Here is a 17,454-nt window from a genome sequence, read left to right on the forward strand (position 1 = left end):
TCATGACTATTACCGCACACGCCTTGTCGACCGCCGAGCAACCGCACAGCAGCCGTCCGAGCCCACGCATTGCCGCTGTTGGCACAGATGCCACGGTCAAACTGAGTGTCCAGGACCTGCACAAAAGCTACGGCGAGCACCAGGTGCTCAAAGGCGTCTCGCTGCAGGCGCGCAAAGGCGACGTGATCAGCCTGATCGGCGCCAGCGGCTCGGGCAAGAGCACCATGCTGCGCTGCATCAACTTCCTCGAGCAGCCTGATGCCGGGGTCATCACCCTCGACAACCAGAGCATCGAGATGCGCCAGGGCCGGGCCGGCAGCCGCGCCCCGCACCCAGCGCAACTGCAGAACCTGCGCACGCGCCTGGCCATGGTGTTCCAGCACTTCAACCTGTGGAGCCACATGACCGTGCTGGAAAACATCTGCATGGCGCCGCGGCGGGTGCTCGGGGTCAGCAGCCAGGAAGCCGAAGCCCGGGCGCGCAAGTACCTGGACAAGGTCGGCCTGCCAGCCCGCGCCGCCGGCCAGTACCCGGCGTTCCTCTCCGGCGGCCAGCAGCAGCGGGTGGCGATTGCCCGGGCCCTGGCCATGGAGCCGGAGATCATCCTCTTCGACGAACCGACTTCGGCCCTGGACCCGGAGCTGGTGGGGGAAGTGCTCAAAGTCATACAGACGCTGGCCGAGGAAGGTCGTACCATGCTCATGGTCACCCACGAGATGGGCTTTGCCCGTCAGGTGTCGAGCCAGGTGCTGTTTCTGCATCAGGGCCGGGTCGAGGAACAAGGAAGCGCCGAGATGCTTGACCAGCCGCAGAGCGAGCGCCTGCAGCAATTTCTTTCCAACCGTTTGAAGTGAAGCCGAACCTGCATGGATACCAAGGTCAACAGCCCACAAAGCACGCCGCCCCTGGACCGGATCGACGAAGCGATCATCGACGTGCTGCGCCATAACGGGCGCATCACCTACGAAAAGCTCTCATCGCTGGTGCACCTCACCCCGCGCCCTTGCCTGGAACGGGTACGCAAGCTGGAACGGCGCGGGGTGATTCGCGGCTATGGCGCAATAATCAATGTACAGATGGTCTCGCCAGGGCTGTCACTGCTGGTGCTGGTGGCCTTGTCCAATCAAAGCGGGCGCGCGGCGCAAAAGGCGTTCGAAGCCTGCGTGCGCGCCTGCCCACAGGTGTTCGACTGTCAGTTGATCAGCGGCCATTTCGACTACAGCCTGCGCATGCGCTGCCGCGACATGGAGCACTACCGGGTGCTGACCGAGAGCTGGATGGACAACGACGAGCTGCACATCGACAAGCTGGTGGCCCACCCGGAGCTGGCGGTGGTCAAGAACACCGCCCTTCAACTCTGAGCAACGCAAATCAGGTACGCGGCGGTGCCACCGGCTCGCTGCGTGACCAATCCAGCAACAGGCTATAGGCAACGGCCAACAGGGTCGGGCCGATGAACAGGCCAATGAAACCGAAAGCCAGCAAGCCGCCAAACACCCCCAGCAAGACAATCACCAACGGCAGGTTGCCACCCCGACTGATCAGGTAGGGCTTGAGCACGTTGTCGACGCCGCTGATGATGAACGTGCCCCAGATCCCGAGAAATACCGCCATGCCGTACTCGCCCTGCCAGGCCAGCCAGGCCGTGGCCGGAATCCAGACCAGCGGCGGACCCATGGGGATCAGGCTGAGCATGAAGGTGACGATACCCAGTACCAGCGCCCCCGGCACACCTGCAATCAGGAAACCGATCAACGCCAGCACTGCCTGAGCCGCCGCGGTTCCGATCACACCATTGACCACCCGCTGCACGGTGCCAGCGACCAGCCCCAGGTAATACTCGGCGCGCTCGCCGATCAGCCGATCCAGCAAGCGCAGGACAAACGCCGACAGGCGTGGACCATCGCGGTAGAAAAAGAACACGAACACCAGGCTCAGGGTCAGCTCAAGCATTCCGCTGCCAATCTGCGCACTGCGCGCCAGCAACCAGTTGCCGACCTGGCCCAGATAGGGCTTGATCGTGCTCAACAGGGCGGCGCCCTGCTGATCGAGCGTATTCCACATGCGCACCAGTCGTTCGCCTACCAGCGGTACACCCTCCAGCCAGCCCGGCGCATCCGGTAGACCGTCGACCTGGACGTCACGCACGAACGCGGTGGCATCGCGAATGTGATCGGCCAGGTTGAAGCCCAGCCAGACCAGAGGCAAGGCCACCAGCAGTATCCACAGGGTAGTCAACAGGCCTGCGGCGAGGGTTTCGCGACCGCCCAGCAAACGGGTCAACAGGCGCATCAGCGGCCAGCTGGCATAGGCCAGGATCGCCCCCCAGAGCAGCGCCGACATAAACGGGGCCATCACCCAAAGGCCAGCCCCGAGCAGGGCCAGCAGGATAATTTGTACCAGCAGGCGATCATTGTTGGGCATCATGCGTCTCGATCAACGTATCAGTTCGACGTGGAAACCATTGGTCTTGGCATCGCCCACTTCAAGCCGGGCCGCAAGCACCCCGGCCTTGACCAGTTGCTCACGCCAGGCCGCGGCCTGGGTGCCACTGAGACTCACGCGCAAGGTGCTGTTGTTATTCAAGCTACGTCCGATCAAGGTTACCCAGTCCTGGGGCGGCTCACCCTTCAGGTCAGGGTAGTCGAGCTTGCCGGTGTCGAGCAGTTCGCGCAGCACCGTGGCCGGCGTTGGCAGCAGTTCCCCCAGAGGCGCCTCGGCGGCAAACTGCTCGACATGCAGGTAAGCACGCTTGTTGCCGCGAGTAATGCTGTACAGCGCGACCAAGGTGTTGTTCTGCTCGGCGGAACGGCGCAATAGAATGAACGCCTGCTGTTCGTCCGAGCCAGACAGCTGCCGGTTCTTGAACACTTCATTGGCCCACAGGCTGTTTTCACCGCAATCGCGTGCCTGGCACCAGAACAACGGGTAGCCACCGTCCTTCTGCAAGGCTTCGCGCGCGGCAGTGAAGGCCTCATTGGCAGTGCGCTCGCGCGGTAGCTCATAGGTGACGGAGCTGACCTGGCCGCGGCTTTCGATCTTGCCTTCCATACGCAACTGGTTGCTGATCTTGCGCAGGCCACCCAACGGGTAGACACGTTCCTGCACCTGCGCCGGACGCTCATCGACTACTTTGCCATCGACCGGCATCGGCAGCCCTTCGGCCAGCGATGGCGCGCTGACGAGTATGCCCAGCCCGGCAAGCGCAGCCCGGATGCAATACTTGAGATTCATAGGCGCGCCACGCTGCATGGGGCGCCAAGGTGGTCAAAGGATGTGGCGTTGTCTTGCTCGTTCATGGTTGTCTCCCTGTTCAACCCGCCAAGCCTCGACAGTTGCCCGCCGCAAGTCAAGAAATGCCAAAGAAGTGATTGAAACAGTCTGCAACAAGGGTTGCGCCAATCTCGTCATTCACGTGCAAGTGATGGCCACCGGGCAACAACTGGCGGGTAAAGGGTAGCTGTTCAAGCAGCTCGGTGTGACGGGCCAGCATGCCCTCGGCGGCGACCACCAGCTTGGTCGGGCAGGTAATGCGCTGGACGAAACTCAACGCCTGGGCTTCGCTCAAACGGGTGGCTGACGGTAGGGTCAGGCGGCTGTCGCTGCGCCAGGTGTAGCCACCCGGTACCGGCATCAGCCCGCGCTGGGCGAGCAGCTCGGCGGCTTCGCGGCTGACCGCGACCAAGCCCTTCATCCGCGCCTCGACCGCTTGATCAAGGGTTGGGTGCACGGCTTTGCGCTTACTGTCCAGGCGCAGTTGCGCCTGTAACGCCATGCCCATGCGCTCGGCGGCATCCTGGGGGCCACTGGTGGGCGGGATCACGCCGTCGATCAGCGCCAGGTGACTGATTCGCTCAGGCAGCGAACCGGCCAGCACCACGGAGATGATCGCCCCCAGCGAGTGACCCAGTAGGGCAAAGCGCTCCCAGCCCATTTGCTCAGCGACCCGCAGCACATCATGGGCGTAGTCCCACAGGGCATACCCGGCGCCGGCCGGTCGGTGTTCGGAGTGACCATGGCCGGCAAGGTCCAGGGCCAGGATCCGCAGCCCCGGCAACTTCGGCGCCAGCCGGACGAAACTGTTGGCATTGTCCAGCCAGCCGTGCAAAGCAATCACCGGCAAGCCGTCGGCAGGGCCGAACAGATGCGCGGCCAGCTCGATATGTCCCAGGCTCAGACGGATTTCTTCCATGTCCGCGCTCATACCGGCACCTGCTGCCAGCGATCGAACAAGCCCTTGATCAAGCTCGCGGTATCCGCGGGCCGCTCCAGCGGGAACATGTGACCACCTGGCAGGCTGTGGTACTCGCCCAGGGGCAGACTGCGTACGGCCAGGGCATGATGGCGCCTGACCACCCGGCTGGTGCTGCCACGCACCATGGCCAGCGGCAGCTCAAGGCGCTTGGCCGGCGCCGGCCGGGTGTGCGGCAGACTGCGGTAGATGCTGATTTCCGTGGCCGGATCGAAGCTCAGGCGCAAGCCTTCATCGCTCGCTTGCAGGCCGTGCTCCAGGTACGCGTCGAGACACTCCGGATCGAAATCGCGGAACAGGGATTTGTCGGCGAAATAGGCCCGGGCACTGTCACGGTCGGTGAACGCCTCGCGACGTCCCAGGGTACGTCCTGCCGGGGTGATGCGGTCGATGAAGCCCATGCGCTTGGCGGCCTGAATCAACCACTGCTCGACCCTGGTCAGCACAGGCGAGTCGAGCATGACCACGCCACGGTAGTACTGGGGACAGCGCAGAGCCGCATGCAGGTGCAACACACCGCCAAGTGAGTGCCCCACTCCCCAGACCGGATCTGGCTGTTGTTGCAGGTGATGAATCAGCTCATCGACCAGATTCTGCCAGTTGTCATCGACCGGAAAACGCGGGTCATGGGCATGTTGCGGCAAGTGAAACACCTGGTAGTCAGGTGCAAGCGCGGCAAAGAGCTTGCCATAGGTCGCCGAAGGAAAGCCGTTGGCATGGGCGAAGAAGATCTGCTGCGACATGGCCGCCTGTCCGAAGGAGAGTGATGACCCATTGTCGGCAAGCGGCTCGCAACCGGCAATGTCCGGAAAAGCCATCGCCGAGGGCAATCAGGTCATTACTCGCCAAAACCGGCCGGAATCGACAACTGAAAGTAACCTCGGGTCGATCAGTGACCCGTTGCGCAGAGGCGCCAGAATTTCAGGGATGGAAAATCCCGCGCAAGGTCATCAGCCCTGCCAGCGGCCAGTCACCTTCAAGTTCGGCCAAGCTCGCTGTAGACATTGCCGGCCCCTGCCGCTGCCCTTGTTCCAGCATTCCGACCAGACAACTCACCAGCGGCTGATGACTGACCAGCAGCACCTGCTCCAGGCCCAGCTTGTCCAGCTCGGCGATGACCTCCTGAGGGTCAGTGCCCGGGGTCAGCCAGGTGACTGTCTGCACCGGTTTATCAAACCCTAACGCCCCGTGCACCAGCCCAGCGGTTTGCTGGGCACGCGCATAAGGGCTGGCGATAATCGCCTGCAACGGTTGACCGAGCAGCGCTGCGGCACTGCGCAGCACCTGCTCGCGACCATGGGCGGTCAACCGCCGCTCGGCATCGGTATTGGCCCGAGGTTCGGCTTCGCCATGACGCAACACCCAGAGCTTCACAGCTTGGGCTCCTCGTCACGTACCGGATGCGGCGCTGGCGGTACGCTATGGGCGGTTTCACCTTCCGGGGTGCGAGGCGCTGGCCAGTCGGCGAACGGCCAGGGTTTCTGGTCGCTGTGGAAACTGCCAAAGCGACCAATCTGGGCCAGGAACTGGCTGAGGCTGTCGCCGAAATTCATCAAACTGGCACTCGGCGCGCCGTAGATCAAACGGTAGATCAGCTGCACCAGCACTAGGCCGCCAAGCAACAATTCGGCCAGTTGCCAGATCACCAGGAATACCAGCATCCACAATACGCGCAGGATGATCGACTCGCGTTGGGCCTGGTTCGGGGATTCGCTCATGTCTTGCTCCTGTACTCAGTTGAAACCGCTGGTGGAGATGAAATCGACATCGGTTTTCGGCTCGGCGCGCATCAGCAGCTCGATCACCTGGTTCAAGGTCCGTCCTTCGAAAAGAATGGCATGCAAACCCGCTACCAGCGGCATGTAGACCTGTACTTCCTGGGCCTTGACCTTGAGCACCTTGAGGGTATTGACGCCTTCGGCCACCTCGCCCAGGCGGCTGACCGCCTCTTCCAGGCTCAACCCTTGGCCCAGGGCGTGACCGACCTGGTAATTGCGGCTCTTGGGCGAGGAACAGGTAACGATCAGGTCGCCGACTCCGGCCAGGCCGAGAAAAGTCATCGGGTTGGCGCCCTGGCTCACGGCAAAACGGGTCATCTCCGCCAATGCTCGGGTGATCAGCATGCTCTTGGTGTTCTCGCCCATCCCCAAGGCCACCGCCATGCCGGCAATGATCGCGTAGACGTTCTTCAGCGCCCCACCCAGCTCGACACCGAAACGGTCGCTGCTGGCATAAACGCGGAAGGTACGCCCGTGCAGCACTGCCTGCACACGCTGACAGAGCGCTTCGTCTTCGCTGGCAACCACAGTGGCGGTCAGCGCGTGCTCAGCCACTTCCCGGGCCAGGTTCGGCCCCGAAAGCACACCGATGCGCGCCAGGGGGGCGATCTCTTCGAGGATCTGGCTCATCAACTTGAAGCTTTGCGCCTCGATGCCCTTGGTCAGGCTGACCAGCATCTTGCCACCCAGCAGTTGCGCATGAGGCGCCAACACACTGCGCAGGGCGCTGGAGGGCAGAGCGACGAAAATCAGCTCGCAGTCCTGGAGGGTCGCCAGCAGGTCATTGACCGGTTCAACGCCCGGGTGGATTTTCACCCCTTTGAGGTAACGCGGGTTTTCCCGGTTGTTGCGCATCGCCTCGGCCTGCTCGGGGTCGCGCATCCATTGCCGTACGCCGATGCCGTTTTCCGCCAGCAGATTCGCCACGGCGGTGCCAAAACTCCCGCCTCCCAGAACTGCAACAGGCTGCTGTTCAGTCATATCCGATCCGTTAAAACCAATTAAAGTGGCGACTCCCGCATTATACGGAGCGCCAGTGCCAGAGCCAGCGCCAGATCACCGAATTGACCTCGGCATTGCCCTGCGCAGCACTGAAAAATGCTGGCCACTCGGTTAACATGCCCGGCTTGAACTCGACACCAAGGCCGCACCGTGTCATTTGGCCCCCCTGCTTCGCGCCCTCTTCTGCTGTTGACTGCCTTTTTGGGCGGCCCGGCGCTGGCTGACGATTTGTTCGTCGACAACCAGGTCCTGCCCCAGGTCCTCACTGCCACCCGGCTCAAACAGTCACCAGCCGCCGTGCCTGGCAGCATGACTGTACTCGACAGCGCGTTGATCCGTGCCAGCGGCGCCCGCGACATTCCCGAGTTGCTACGCCTGGTGCCGGGGATGATGATCGGCTACGGCGCCGGCAACCAGCCCACGGTCAACTACCACGGCAGCAACGTCAACGATGCCCGGCGCATGCAGGTGTTGATCGATGGCCGCTCGGTGTACCGTGCGGGACTGGCCACGGTGGACTGGAGCGACATTCCGCTGGCCATGGAGGATATCGAGCGCATCGAAGTCTTTCGCGGTCCCAATACCGTCAGTTATGGCGCCAATGCACTGATGGCGGTGGTCAACATCCTCACCCGCAAACCGGCCGACAGCCAGGGTACGCGGCTCAAAGTTACCCGTGGCCAACGCGGCATCAATGACTGGTATGCCAGTCAGGGTAGCGGTTGGGACGGTGGCGACCTGCGCCTGTCACTCTCCGGCATGCAGGATGACGGCTTTGATGAAACCGGCAACGGCCAGGATTATCGCGACAGCCGCCGGCTCAACCGCTTGAACCTGAGCGTCAGCCATACCCTGGCGAATAACCAGAGCCTGGACTGGCAGTTTGCCGCTAAAGAAGGCAGTAACCAGCGCCCCTACACCTACAAACCGGTGTTCTACGGCGTCACCGCCAGTGGCGACAATTCCGATGTCAACGCCAAGGACTATGCCGGCTCGGTGCGCTGGAACCTCGATTTAAGCCCCGAGCACAGCCTTTACCTGCAAGGCTCGGCCCAGCACTGGGACCGCCTGCAAGTCTGGCGCGCCTGTGATGCGGCACTGTCGTTCAGCCCGGCGCTGACCCGCCTGTGGCAGCTCAACCCGAATTACGCCGAACAAGTGGCACGCAATATTCGCACGCCACTGCCCACCGGCAGTGCCCAAGAGCAGGCCCTGGGCCGCGAGGTCCAACAACAATGGCGCAACGGCGGCTCCAACCAGGTTTGCGGTGATATCGACCAGAGCACCCGGGAAACGCGCTACGACCTGGAACTGCAGGACACCCTGAGTCTGACCGACAGCCTGCGCCTGGTCAGCGGCGCCAATTACCGTTATGACCGCGCCGACTCGCAGACCTTCTTCAATGGCAGCCTGGACGACAGTACCTGGCGCCTGTTCGGCCACCTGGAGTGGCGCGCCGATGACCACTGGATTATCCAGGGCGGGGCGATGTACGAAGATGCCAGGCGTTCCGGCAGTTCGCTGACACCGCGCCTGGCGCTGAACTACCTGATCACCCCACGCCACGGTTTGCGCGCGGTGTACTCCGAAGCCGTGCGCTCACCGGATATGTTCGAGAACAATGTCAACTGGAGTTATCGGGTTAACAACCTGACCCCGGGAGCCTTCGGCCAGCGCAGCGCCCAGTATTTCGTCAAGACCCGTGGACCGGGCGATCTGGAACAGGAGCGGATGCGTTCGCGGGAACTGGGCTATAACGGTTACTTCGCCGACGCCGACCTCAGCGTTGACCTCAAGCTGTTCTACGACGAAATCACCGGCATGATCAGCGAGCCGCTGCGCAACAACCAGTACATCGCCAGCAACAGCAACAACGCTCGCTTCAGCGGCAGTGAAGCGCAGCTGGACTGGCGCCTGAGCCCCACCGATCGCCTGCGCCTGACCTACGCCCACGTCGATGCCTGGGCAAGTAACCCTGCGGATCGCCGCCTGAGCGCGCACAACAGTGGCTCGGCCGGCTGGTTGCGCGACTGGGGGCAAGGTTGGTCCAGTGCCCTGTTCTACTATGGTGACGATGAACTCAACCAGTACCGGTTCGAGCGCCTCGACCTGCGCGTGGCCAAGCGACTGCACTGGAATCGCACGCAGCTCGAATTGGCGGGCATCCTGCAGCAGCGCCTGGACGACGAGCCCACCACCTACGCAGACAACCGCTATGACAATCGCCATGTCCTGTACTTCAGTGCGGAGCTGGAGTTCTGATGCGTAAGTTGCGGTGCTGGCTGCTACTGGCCTGCCTGTGGCCATTGGCCGCGCTGTCGGCCAGCGAAATCCTGCTCACCGCCAGCCTGGACAGTCCCGGTGTCGAGCAATTCGTCCAGGCCCTGCGTGAACGCCGCCCCGCCGACAAGGTTCGCTTCGTACCGGTGACCGAGCTTGCCCGCCCATCCCGGCTGAATCCCGCCACCCGCCTGATCCTGCTCGACAGCACCAGCCTGGAATGGCGCTTAAGTGAAACAGCAGGACCACCGGCGCTGGCCTTGCGGGTGAGTCGAGTCCAGGCCGAAAAGCGCTTAGGCAATCTGCGCCCGGCCTACCTGAGCCTGTTGTGGAGCGATCCACCCCTGGACCGTCAGCTACGTTTGACCCGCTACCTGCTGCCTGAAGCCCGACGTATCGGCGTGCTCTACGCCGAGCACAGCCATTTCCTCCTCGAAGAACTACGCCGTGCAGCGAAGCCCATGGGCCTTGAAATTATCGCCCAAGACTGGCCGGACCTACGCGACAGTCGTCCGCTGCAAAACCTGCTGCAAAACAGCGATGTATTGCTGGGCATCGACGATCCCCAGCTGTACAACTCCAAGACTGCGAAAAACCTGCTGCTCAGCAGCTACGCACGGCAGATGGCATTGATCGGTCCCAACGCCGGCTTTGTCCGCGCCGGCGCCCTGGCCAGTACCCTGAGCAACCAGGACCACTGGCTGGTGATACTCGACCGCTTGCTCGATCAACCGCCAGGCAGGTGGCCGCGCAGCCTTTACCCCGAACATTTCAGTGTCGTCGGCAACCAGCAGGTCGCCCGCGCCCTGGGCATTGAATCCATCGATCCCGAAAGCGCCGCCCTGGCGCTGAGCGAAGGAGAACGCAGACCATGAGGCGTCGTCTGAGCTGGGACATTCATACCCGCACGCAGATCATCAGCTTGGGTCCGGCGCTGTTGCTGACACTGCTGCTGATCAGCTTCTTTACCTTCGTGCGGATCCAGGACCTGCGCCAGGAGCTCAACCACACTGGCCAGTTGATCGCCAACCAGTTGGCGCCAGCGTCGGAGTACGGCGTGATCGCCGGTAACGACGAAGTGCTCGAAAGCCTGATGCGCGCCACCTTGAGCATTCCCCACGTGCGCTTTCTTGAGGTACAGGACAGCAGCAACCATATCCTGGTGTACGTCGAACAACCCGATGAGCACGACAATCGCGCGCAACAGGTCGAGGTCTTCCAGGCCCCAATCCGCCTGCAACAGATCCGCCTGGATAACGACTTCCTGCACAGTGGCAAGCAACCCTTGAAGAGCGTCGGTGATGACTACTTGGGCAGGGTCATCGTTGGCATGTCCAATGACGCTTTCAGCGAGCGGCAAAAGGAAATCGTGATCAAGGCAGGGATCCTCGCCCTGTTCGCCCTACTCTTCACCTTTCTATTGGCCCGCCGTCTGGCCCTGAGCCTGGCCAAACCGATCAGCGATATGGGCCATGCGGTCAAAGCCATCCAGCAAGGCGACTTCAATGCCCCCTTGCCCGTGGTCGACGACAGTGAACTCGGCCATCTGGCCCGCCACATCAACAACCTGGCCCGCGCCTTGGCTCAGGCCAGTCATGAACAACAACAGGCTATGTCGCAACTGATCCAGGCCCGCGAGGAAGCTGAACAGGCGAACAGGGCCAAATCCGACTTCCTGGCCATGATGAGCCATGAGCTGCGCACGCCCATGAACGGTGTATTGGGCATGTTGCAGTTACTGGAAACCACGACGTTGAGCGAGGAGCAGGTCGAATACACCGCCGTGGCCACTGAATCGACCGGCCATCTGCTCAAGGTCATCAACGACATTCTCGATTTCTCCCGGATCGAGCGCACCAATCTGGAACTGGAACATATCAACTTCAACCTCGGCGAACTGATCGGCAGTTGCGTGCAATCCTTCCAGCACCTGGCCGCCCAGCGGGGCTTGAATCTGCAACTGTTGCTGGCGCCGGGCATGGAGCAACTGCAAGTGGTCGGCGACCCTACGCGGATCCGCCAGATCCTGCTCAACCTGGTGGGCAATGCGCTGAAATTCACCGAGCATGGCAGCGTGCGTATCGAGCCACGCTGGCAGGTGCTGGACCGCCAGTTGATCTGGTTCGCCTGCGCGGTGCACGACACCGGCATCGGTATCGACAGCGAGCGCCTGGAAACGATGTTCATCGCCTTCCAGCAGGCCGACAGCTCGATTTCCCGGCGTTACGGCGGCACGGGTCTGGGCCTGTCGATTGCGCGCACGCTGGCTGAACGCATGGGCGGCACCTTGCGCGGCGAAAGTCGTCAAGGCCAGGGTTCGACCTTTACCCTGGAAATGCCTCTGGCCCTGCCGGTGCAGCAAGCGCCGTGTCTACCGAGCCAGAACAGCGAGCGTGAAGAAGAAGGCCAGGGCCGGCGGATCCTGCTGGTGGAAGACAACCCGGTAAACCAGACCGTGATCGAAGCCATGCTGCGCAGCCTGGGATTCGAGGTGCACATTGCCGTGGACGGCGCCCAGGCGGTGTCTCAGGTCGCCCGCCAGCACTATGCCGCCACGCTGATGGACTGCCGGCTGCCGATCATCGATGGCTATGAAGCCACCCGGCGCATCCGTCAGCTGCCCCAGGCCGCCGCCATGCCGATCATCGCCCTCACGGCCAACGCCTTGCAGGGTGATCGCGAGCGCTGCCTGAGTGCGGGGATGAACGATTACCTGGCCAAGCCGTTCAAACGTACTGATCTGCAGCAGATTCTGCAGCGTTGGCTGCCCGATCAGTCAGCTGCGACTGGCGATTAATCTGAAATTGCGGCAGTCTTAGACACTGGACAGGCCCCTTTAAAGGCCTGAAAATAAAATTTCAGTGCACAAGTGTACTTCTTTGCCCCGTGCGCTGTGACTTTCACTACAACGCAATAGTCTATGTGTAGGCTGCCGCCCCAAGTACAAGTGTTTTGGGTCGGCCGGGAAGATTTGCCCCCTGCCGCACGGGGACTATTGAGGAGCTCGCATGACCAAACAAAACGCCTTTACTCGGGAAGACCTGCTGCGCTGCAGTCGCGGCGAGCTGTTCGGCCCAGGTAACGCGCAACTGCCCGCCCCGAACATGCTGATGGTGGATCGCATCACCCATATCAGCGACGAGGGTGGCAAGTACGGCAAAGGTGAATTGGTCGCCGAGCTGGATATCACCCCGGACCTGTGGTTCTTCGCCTGCCACTTCGAAGGTGATCCGGTAATGCCAGGCTGCCTGGGCCTTGATGCCATGTGGCAGCTGGTCGGCTTCTTCCTCGGCTGGCAAGGCCTGCCAGGTCGCGGTCGCGCCCTGGGCTCCGGTGAGGTCAAGTTCTTTGGCCAGGTTCTGCCAACCGCCAAGAAAGTCACGTACAACATTCACATCAAGCGCGTCCTGAAGGGCAAGCTGAACATGGCCATCGCTGATGGTTCGGTCAGTGTCGACGGTCGCGAGATCTACACCGCCGAAGGCCTTCGGGTCGGCGTATTCACCTCCACTGACAACTTCTAAGGGTTATCCGCATGCGCCGCGTCGTTATCACTGGTCTGGGCATCGTTTCGTGCCTGGGCAATGACAAAGAGACCGTCTCCGCCAACCTGCGTGCAAGCCGCCCTGGCATCCGATTCAACCCGGAATATGCCGAAATGGGTCTGCGTAGCCAGGTTTCCGGCTCCATTGACCTCAACCTTGAAGAACTGATTGACCGCAAGGTCTTCCGTTTTGTTGGTCACGCCGCTGCCTACGCCTACCTGGCGATGGCCGACGCGATCAAGGATTCGGGCCTGAGCGAAGAACAGGTATCCAACCCGCGTACCGGCCTGATCGCAGGCAGCGGCGGCGCTTCGACCCTGAACCAGATGGAAGCGTTGGACATCCTGCGCGAAAAAGGCGTCAAGCGCGTTGGTCCGTACCGCGTCACCCGGACCATGAGCAGCACCGTCTCGGCGTGCCTGGCCACCCCGTTCAAGATCAAGGGCCTGAACTACTCCATCGCCTCGGCTTGCGCCACCAGTGCGCACTGCATCGGCAGCGCGATGGAGCAGATCCAGATGGGCAAGCAGGACATCGTCTTCGCAGGTGGTGGTGAAGAAGAGCACTGGAGCCAGTCGTTCCTGTTCGACGCCATGGGCGCCCTGTCCAGCAAGCGCAACGACACCCCGGAAAAGGCCTCCCGCGCCTACGACGCCGACCGTGACGGTTTCGTCATCGCCGGTGGTGGCGGCATGGTCGTGGTCGAGGAGCTGGAGCACGCTCTGGCCCGTGGCGCGAAAATCTACGCCGAGATCGTCGGCTACGGCGCGACCTCCGATGGCTACGACATGGTTGCCCCGAGTGGCGAAGGCGCAATCCGCTGCATGCAGCAGGCGCTGTCCACCGTCGACACCCCGATCGACTACCTGAACACCCACGGCACCTCGACGCCGGTTGGCGACGTTGCCGAAATGAAGGGTGTGCGTGAAGTGTTCGGCGACAAGGCCCCGGCCATCAGCTCGACCAAGAGCCTGTCCGGTCACTCCTTGGGCGCCGCCGGCGTTCATGAAGCGATCTACTGCATGCTGATGATGGAAGGCAACTTCATTGCCGGTTCCGCCAACATCGACGAGCTGGATCCGGAAGTGGCTGACCTGCCGGTTCTGCGTGAAACCCGTGAAAACGCCAAGATCGACACCGTGATGAGCAACAGCTTCGGTTTCGGCGGCACCAACGCCACCCTGGTGCTCAAGCGCTGGGAAGGCAAGTAAGGGCTAGCTCCCTTATTTTGCTGAAACGCCCCGACTCGTCGGGGCGTTTTTGTTTATATATCAAACCGAAAACCGTCCAACCAACCCATTCAGGTCAATCGCCAACTGCGACAACGCCTGACTCGCCGCATTGGTCTGGTTGGCCCCCGCCGAAGTTTGCATCGCCAGGTTGCGGATGTTGGTCAGGTTGCGATCCACCTCCCGCGCCACCTGCGCCTGCTGCTCGGAGGCGCTGGCGATCACCAGGTTGCGCTCGTTGATCAGACTGATGGCTGTCGCAATCTCCTCCAGTGCCGCCCCTGCGGCGTGAGCCCCTTCCAAGGTGCTACGGGCACGGTCGTTGCTCTGCTGCATACCCTCCACGGCACGATCAGTACCTTGCTGAATACCATGGATCATCTGCTCGATTTCCCGGGTCGACTGCTGGGTGCGATGCGCCAACGCCCGCACCTCATCGGCCACTACGGCAAACCCGCGCCCGGCATCCCCTGCCCGGGCGGCTTCGATCGCAGCATTGAGGGCCAGCAGGTTGGTCTGCTCGGCAATGGCACCGATCACATCCAGCACCTTGGTAATGCCTTGCACCTGTTGCGCCAGCTGCCCTACCTCCTCGGCATTGGACGTCACGCCAGCCGCCAGCGACTCGATCGAGGCTACGGTCAGACGCACCTGTTCACGGCCCTGGCGAGCAATCCGGTCCGACTCGCGAGACGCTTCGGAGGTGGCTACCGCGTTGCTCGCCACTTCTTCCACTGCCGTCGTCATCTGATTGACCGCCGTAGCCGCCTGCTCGATTTCCTGGCTCTGCTGCATCAGCCCGCGCGTGGCATCTTCAGTCACCGCACTGAGTTCCTCGGACGCCGAAGCCAACTGGCTGGGCGAGTCGGAAATTCGCCCAATGGTCTCGCGCAGGTTTTGCTGCATCTGTTTGAGGGCCGTCAACAGCCGCGCTGGCTCGTCCTTGCCCTGTACGGCAATCTGCGGGGTCAGGTCACCAGTGGCCACCACCTCGGCCACCTGCAGCGACTGGGCCAGGGGGCGGACGATGCTGCGGGTCAGGGTCAGCGCCAGGATCACCGTCATCACCAGTGCGCCCAGCAACAGGCCAATCACCCAGACCCGGGCGTTGTTGTACACCGCCTCGGCCAGGTCGGTAGCGCTATTGGCGTGGTGGTTATTGAGCGCAATCAGTTCGTTGAGCGTGGCGGTCATCTGGTCGGCCAACTGGTTCATTTCGCCATTGACCAGAGCAGTCGCCGCATCGACCTGGCCCTGCACCGAAAACTGGGTCACCTGGGCCTGCAACCCCAGGTACTGCCGCTCAATCTTCAAGTAGCGGTCGAACAATGTCTGCTCTTCAGGCAGGACAATCACTGCCTGATACTGTTGCTGCGCCTTGCTCAGGCCGGCCTTGATGTCCTCGATGCGCGCCTTGTTCTGCTGCAGCGACTGCGGGTCACGATTGATCAGCAGGCGCAGGGTCAAGGCTCGAATGCGCAGGGTGTCCTGGGTCATCTTCCCCACCGCGATGACGCTGGGCAGCCAGTTGCTGTCGACCTGTTCGGACTGCTGGCGCATGCTGGTCATCTGCATCAGAGCAAAGCCGCCCAAGGCAAACACCAGCAAGGCCACCAGGCCGAACCCCAAGCCCGCTCTGGGGGCGATATTGATGCTTCTCAAACTCATCTTGCGGCTCCTTCCAAAAGCGCTGCAAAACGATGCAGCTGTCCTTGCTTCTAGAAGATATCGGGCCGTGGAAGAATTGCGTTAGACGAAAACATGATATCAAAACGCCTGCTCATCACGATGGCAAGCGCATACAGCCTCAGCGCACAGTAAAACGCTGCTCGGCAAGCAGACGATCACCCTGAAAGACCATGAAATGCCACTGGCCCGGCACCACTTCGTGATTTTCGGTGAACTCGTAGGCCATTACATCCTGGGCAGCCCCGGGCACCAGCTTCTGCACCACTTCGAATTTATCATGGCGCTTGCCATCGGGGGTGCGCACCCCCGGGGTGAGGTACAGCAGGGTCAGCGGCGTGTCTTCAGCCATCTTGCCTTCCAGGCGATAGCGCATACCGAACTTGCTGCCCAGGCGCGCCGGGATCTGGTCGGTGTGCTGAATAGTCTGGTTGCTTTGGGTCAGCACCCGTTCACCGGGCTGGAAGTTCTGGTGACGCGTTTCGAACAGGCCGTACTCGACTGGCCCTTCTACCCGGACCTCGGCACTGGCCAGGCCACTAACCAGCAAAAGACCACACACTGCGCTGAAACGACTGGAAAACATGATGCACTCCATCAGGATTGATGGCGGCAGGCTATGACGCTGGCATGACAATCTGATGACGGAACGGCTGCCCGTAACAGGTTATGCTCAAGGCAATCGCCCCTGGCCTGGAGCCCACCGTGAGCAATCCCCTGATCATCCGCCCTCGCGCCGAGTCCGTCGAGGGCCAACCAATCCTGCGCCCCCTGCCTTCGGCACAATGCCGCAGTGTCGGACCGTTCGTGTTCTTCGATCACATGCTCGAAACCGACTACACCGCCGGCAAGGGCGTGAACATCCGCCAGCACCCGCATATCGGCCTGTCCACCCTCACCTACCTGTTCAAAGGCGAGTTGCTGCACAAGGACAGCCTCGGCTCCGATCAACGGGTCAAGGCTGGAGACGTCAGCTGGATGACCGCCGGCCGCGGTGTTGCCCATGTCGAACGTACCCCCGCCGATCTGCTGGCAAGGGGTTCGCGACTGCATGGCTTGCAAGTCTGGCTGGCCTCGCCCAAGGACGTCGAACAAGGCGACAGCCACTATAGCCATCACCCGGCTGCCAGCCTGCCAGTCAGCGACAATCTCGGCGTGAATATTCGCCTGATTGCCGGTAGCGGCTTCTGCCTGGAATCACCGGTGCCGGTGCTCTCGCCGACGCTCTATGCCCTGGTGCAGATGCAGGCTGCTACCACTCTGAGCATTCCCAACGAGCATGCCGAACGTGCGCTGTATGTGCTGGACGGTGAAGTATTCCTCAACGACGAGGCCGTCGAACCCCACAGCTTGGTGGTGTTGCCTGAAGGCGAAGAGATGAGCCTGTATGTCGAGAGCGAAAGCCAGCTGGTACTGTTTGGTGGCGCACCACTGGATGGGCCACGGCGGATGAACTGGAACTTCGTTGCCAGTGATCCGGCGCTGATCGAGCAGGCTCGGGCGCGCTGGGCGGCTGGGGATTGGCCGACGGTGCCGGGGGAAAGCGAGCGGATCGAGTTGCCTTGAGATTGATCGCGGGGCAAACCCGCTCTCATCAAACAAAATATAAGCCACTGATTCTTAAGTCTCTTAGGCTGCCACAAGCTGATACCCCAGTTTCCGGGCTTTGCGAAGCAAAGCCC

The 17,454-nt window shown here is 61.9% G+C and carries 18 protein-coding genes and 1 pseudogene; 8 read left to right on the top strand and 11 right to left on the bottom strand.

The window, feature by feature from the left end; translation table 11 throughout:
* The first annotated feature begins 2 nt into the window (after positions 1–2).
* Complete coding sequence (locus tag ACRESH_RS21075) at positions 3–854, top strand: ABC transporter ATP-binding protein (RefSeq protein ID WP_431743785.1); 852 nt, start codon at positions 3–5, stop codon at positions 852–854.
* Between the two features lie 12 nt (positions 855–866).
* Positions 867–1,361 carry an Lrp/AsnC family transcriptional regulator gene (locus ACRESH_RS21080; protein ID WP_431743786.1) on the top strand — a complete coding sequence of 165 codons (495 nt, stop codon included), beginning with the start codon at positions 867–869 and terminating at the stop codon, positions 1,359–1,361.
* Between the two features lie 10 nt (positions 1,362–1,371).
* Here ACRESH_RS21080 and ACRESH_RS21085 read toward each other — a convergent pair whose 3' ends face one another.
* From ACRESH_RS21085 to ACRESH_RS21120, 8 genes are all read right to left on the bottom strand, one after another.
* Positions 1,372–2,424, bottom strand: coding sequence for an AI-2E family transporter (locus ACRESH_RS21085; protein ID WP_431743787.1), 1,053 nt, complete (start codon positions 2,422–2,424; stop codon positions 1,372–1,374).
* Between the two features lie 12 nt (positions 2,425–2,436).
* Positions 2,437–3,234, bottom strand: a complete 798-nt coding sequence (locus ACRESH_RS21090; RefSeq protein WP_431743788.1) for a DUF4892 domain-containing protein — start codon at positions 3,232–3,234, stop codon at positions 2,437–2,439.
* A gap of 115 nt (positions 3,235–3,349) precedes the next feature.
* Entirely contained in the window at positions 3,350–4,204 is an 855-nt protein-coding gene (locus ACRESH_RS21095; protein WP_431743789.1) for an alpha/beta hydrolase, read from the bottom strand.
* Positions 4,201–4,995, bottom strand: a complete 795-nt coding sequence (locus tag ACRESH_RS21100) for an alpha/beta fold hydrolase (protein ID WP_431743790.1) — start codon at positions 4,993–4,995, stop codon at positions 4,201–4,203. The genes ACRESH_RS21095 and ACRESH_RS21100 overlap by 4 nt, the downstream gene beginning before the upstream one ends.
* 178 nt (positions 4,996–5,173) lie before the next feature.
* The gene (gene sixA, locus ACRESH_RS21105; RefSeq protein ID WP_431743791.1) at positions 5,174–5,626 is read right to left on the bottom strand and encodes a phosphohistidine phosphatase SixA; all 453 of its coding nucleotides are present in this window, start codon (positions 5,624–5,626) and stop codon (positions 5,174–5,176) included.
* Positions 5,623–5,970 carry a DUF4389 domain-containing protein gene (locus tag ACRESH_RS21110; RefSeq protein ID WP_431743792.1) on the bottom strand — a complete coding sequence of 116 codons (348 nt, stop codon included), beginning with the start codon at positions 5,968–5,970 and terminating at the stop codon, positions 5,623–5,625. Before ACRESH_RS21110 ends, sixA begins: the two co-directional genes overlap by 4 nt.
* Before the next feature lie 15 nt (positions 5,971–5,985).
* A complete protein-coding gene (locus ACRESH_RS21115; RefSeq protein WP_431743793.1) occupies positions 5,986–7,011 on the bottom strand; it encodes an NAD(P)H-dependent glycerol-3-phosphate dehydrogenase in 1,026 nt (341 codons plus the stop codon).
* Positions 7,012–7,051: 40 nt separating this feature from the next.
* Positions 7,052–7,189 (bottom strand): hypothetical protein, encoded by a 138-nt coding sequence (locus tag ACRESH_RS21120; RefSeq protein WP_431743794.1) that lies wholly within the window; start codon positions 7,187–7,189, stop codon positions 7,052–7,054.
* Between ACRESH_RS21120 and ACRESH_RS21125 the strand changes: the two genes are divergently transcribed.
* From ACRESH_RS21125 to fabB, 5 genes are all read left to right on the top strand, one after another.
* Positions 7,183–9,294, top strand: coding sequence for a TonB-dependent receptor plug domain-containing protein (locus tag ACRESH_RS21125; protein ID WP_431743795.1), 2,112 nt, complete (start codon positions 7,183–7,185; stop codon positions 9,292–9,294). The genes ACRESH_RS21120 and ACRESH_RS21125 overlap by 7 nt on opposite strands.
* Positions 9,294–10,187: an ABC transporter substrate-binding protein gene (locus tag ACRESH_RS21130; protein ID WP_431743796.1), complete on the top strand. Its 894-nt coding sequence runs from the start codon at positions 9,294–9,296 to the stop codon at positions 10,185–10,187. Before ACRESH_RS21125 ends, ACRESH_RS21130 begins: the two co-directional genes overlap by 1 nt.
* Positions 10,184–12,109 carry an ATP-binding protein gene (locus ACRESH_RS21135; RefSeq protein ID WP_431743797.1) on the top strand — a complete coding sequence of 642 codons (1,926 nt, stop codon included), beginning with the start codon at positions 10,184–10,186 and terminating at the stop codon, positions 12,107–12,109. Before ACRESH_RS21130 ends, ACRESH_RS21135 begins: the two co-directional genes overlap by 4 nt.
* A gap of 211 nt (positions 12,110–12,320) precedes the next feature.
* Positions 12,321–12,836 (top strand): 3-hydroxyacyl-[acyl-carrier-protein] dehydratase FabA, encoded by a 516-nt coding sequence (fabA, locus tag ACRESH_RS21140; protein ID WP_431743798.1) that lies wholly within the window; start codon positions 12,321–12,323, stop codon positions 12,834–12,836.
* Between the two features lie 11 nt (positions 12,837–12,847).
* Positions 12,848–14,068 (top strand): beta-ketoacyl-ACP synthase I, encoded by a 1,221-nt coding sequence (gene fabB, locus ACRESH_RS21145; protein WP_431743799.1) that lies wholly within the window; start codon positions 12,848–12,850, stop codon positions 14,066–14,068.
* A 60-nt stretch (positions 14,069–14,128) separates the two neighbouring features.
* Here fabB and ACRESH_RS21150 read toward each other — a convergent pair whose 3' ends face one another.
* The 3 genes and pseudogenes from ACRESH_RS21150 to ACRESH_RS21160 all read right to left on the bottom strand — a co-directional run bounded on the left by ACRESH_RS21150 (position 14,129) and on the right by ACRESH_RS21160 (position 16,358).
* The gene (locus tag ACRESH_RS21150) at positions 14,129–14,992 is read right to left on the bottom strand and encodes a methyl-accepting chemotaxis protein (RefSeq protein WP_431743802.1); all 864 of its coding nucleotides are present in this window, start codon (positions 14,990–14,992) and stop codon (positions 14,129–14,131) included.
* Positions 14,984–15,754, bottom strand: a pseudogene (locus ACRESH_RS21155) (MCP four helix bundle domain-containing protein); the annotation flags it as partial. The pseudogene ACRESH_RS21155 and the gene ACRESH_RS21150, both read right to left, overlap by 9 nt.
* Positions 15,755–15,893: 139 nt before the next feature.
* Complete coding sequence (locus tag ACRESH_RS21160; protein ID WP_431743800.1) at positions 15,894–16,358, bottom strand: DUF3859 domain-containing protein; 465 nt, start codon at positions 16,356–16,358, stop codon at positions 15,894–15,896.
* A gap of 119 nt (positions 16,359–16,477) precedes the next feature.
* On the opposite strand from ACRESH_RS21160, the gene ACRESH_RS21165 reads away from it, so the two are divergent.
* Positions 16,478–17,338: a pirin family protein gene (locus ACRESH_RS21165; RefSeq protein ID WP_431743801.1), complete on the top strand. Its 861-nt coding sequence runs from the start codon at positions 16,478–16,480 to the stop codon at positions 17,336–17,338.
* Positions 17,339–17,454: the final 116 nt, after the last annotated feature.

This window comes from Pseudomonas sp., assembly GCF_050739775.1.
Taxonomy (GTDB): domain Bacteria; phylum Pseudomonadota; class Gammaproteobacteria; order Pseudomonadales; family Pseudomonadaceae; genus Aquipseudomonas.

What these genes read in the sequence shown, in the direction of transcription:
- ACRESH_RS21100 (WP_431743790.1), bottom strand. Translation starts at nt 4,995, where the DNA reads ATGTCGCAGCAGATCTTCTTCGCCCATGCCAACGGCTTTCCTTCGGCG.
- ACRESH_RS21085 (WP_431743787.1), bottom strand. Translation starts at nt 2,424, where the DNA reads ATGCCCAACAATGATCGCCTGCTGGTACAAATTATCCTGCTGGCCCTG.
- ACRESH_RS21115 (WP_431743793.1), bottom strand. Translation starts at nt 7,011, where the DNA reads ATGACTGAACAGCAGCCTGTTGCAGTTCTGGGAGGCGGGAGTTTTGGC.
- fabB (WP_431743799.1), top strand. Translation starts at nt 12,848, where the DNA reads ATGCGCCGCGTCGTTATCACTGGTCTGGGCATCGTTTCGTGCCTGGGC.
- ACRESH_RS21095 (WP_431743789.1), bottom strand. Translation starts at nt 4,204, where the DNA reads ATGAGCGCGGACATGGAAGAAATCCGTCTGAGCCTGGGACATATCGAG.
- ACRESH_RS21160 (WP_431743800.1), bottom strand. Translation starts at nt 16,358, where the DNA reads ATGTTTTCCAGTCGTTTCAGCGCAGTGTGTGGTCTTTTGCTGGTTAGT.
- ACRESH_RS21080 (WP_431743786.1), top strand. Translation starts at nt 867, where the DNA reads ATGGATACCAAGGTCAACAGCCCACAAAGCACGCCGCCCCTGGACCGG.
- ACRESH_RS21090 (WP_431743788.1), bottom strand. Translation starts at nt 3,234, where the DNA reads ATGAATCTCAAGTATTGCATCCGGGCTGCGCTTGCCGGGCTGGGCATA.
- ACRESH_RS21150 (WP_431743802.1), bottom strand. Translation starts at nt 14,992, where the DNA reads ATGCAGCAAAACCTGCGCGAGACCATTGGGCGAATTTCCGACTCGCCC.
- ACRESH_RS21130 (WP_431743796.1), top strand. Translation starts at nt 9,294, where the DNA reads ATGCGTAAGTTGCGGTGCTGGCTGCTACTGGCCTGCCTGTGGCCATTG.
- ACRESH_RS21110 (WP_431743792.1), bottom strand. Translation starts at nt 5,970, where the DNA reads ATGAGCGAATCCCCGAACCAGGCCCAACGCGAGTCGATCATCCTGCGC.
- ACRESH_RS21075 (WP_431743785.1), top strand. Translation starts at nt 3, where the DNA reads ATGACTATTACCGCACACGCCTTGTCGACCGCCGAGCAACCGCACAGC.
- fabA (WP_431743798.1), top strand. Translation starts at nt 12,321, where the DNA reads ATGACCAAACAAAACGCCTTTACTCGGGAAGACCTGCTGCGCTGCAGT.
- ACRESH_RS21135 (WP_431743797.1), top strand. Translation starts at nt 10,184, where the DNA reads ATGAGGCGTCGTCTGAGCTGGGACATTCATACCCGCACGCAGATCATC.
- ACRESH_RS21120 (WP_431743794.1), bottom strand. Translation starts at nt 7,189, where the DNA reads ATGACACGGTGCGGCCTTGGTGTCGAGTTCAAGCCGGGCATGTTAACC.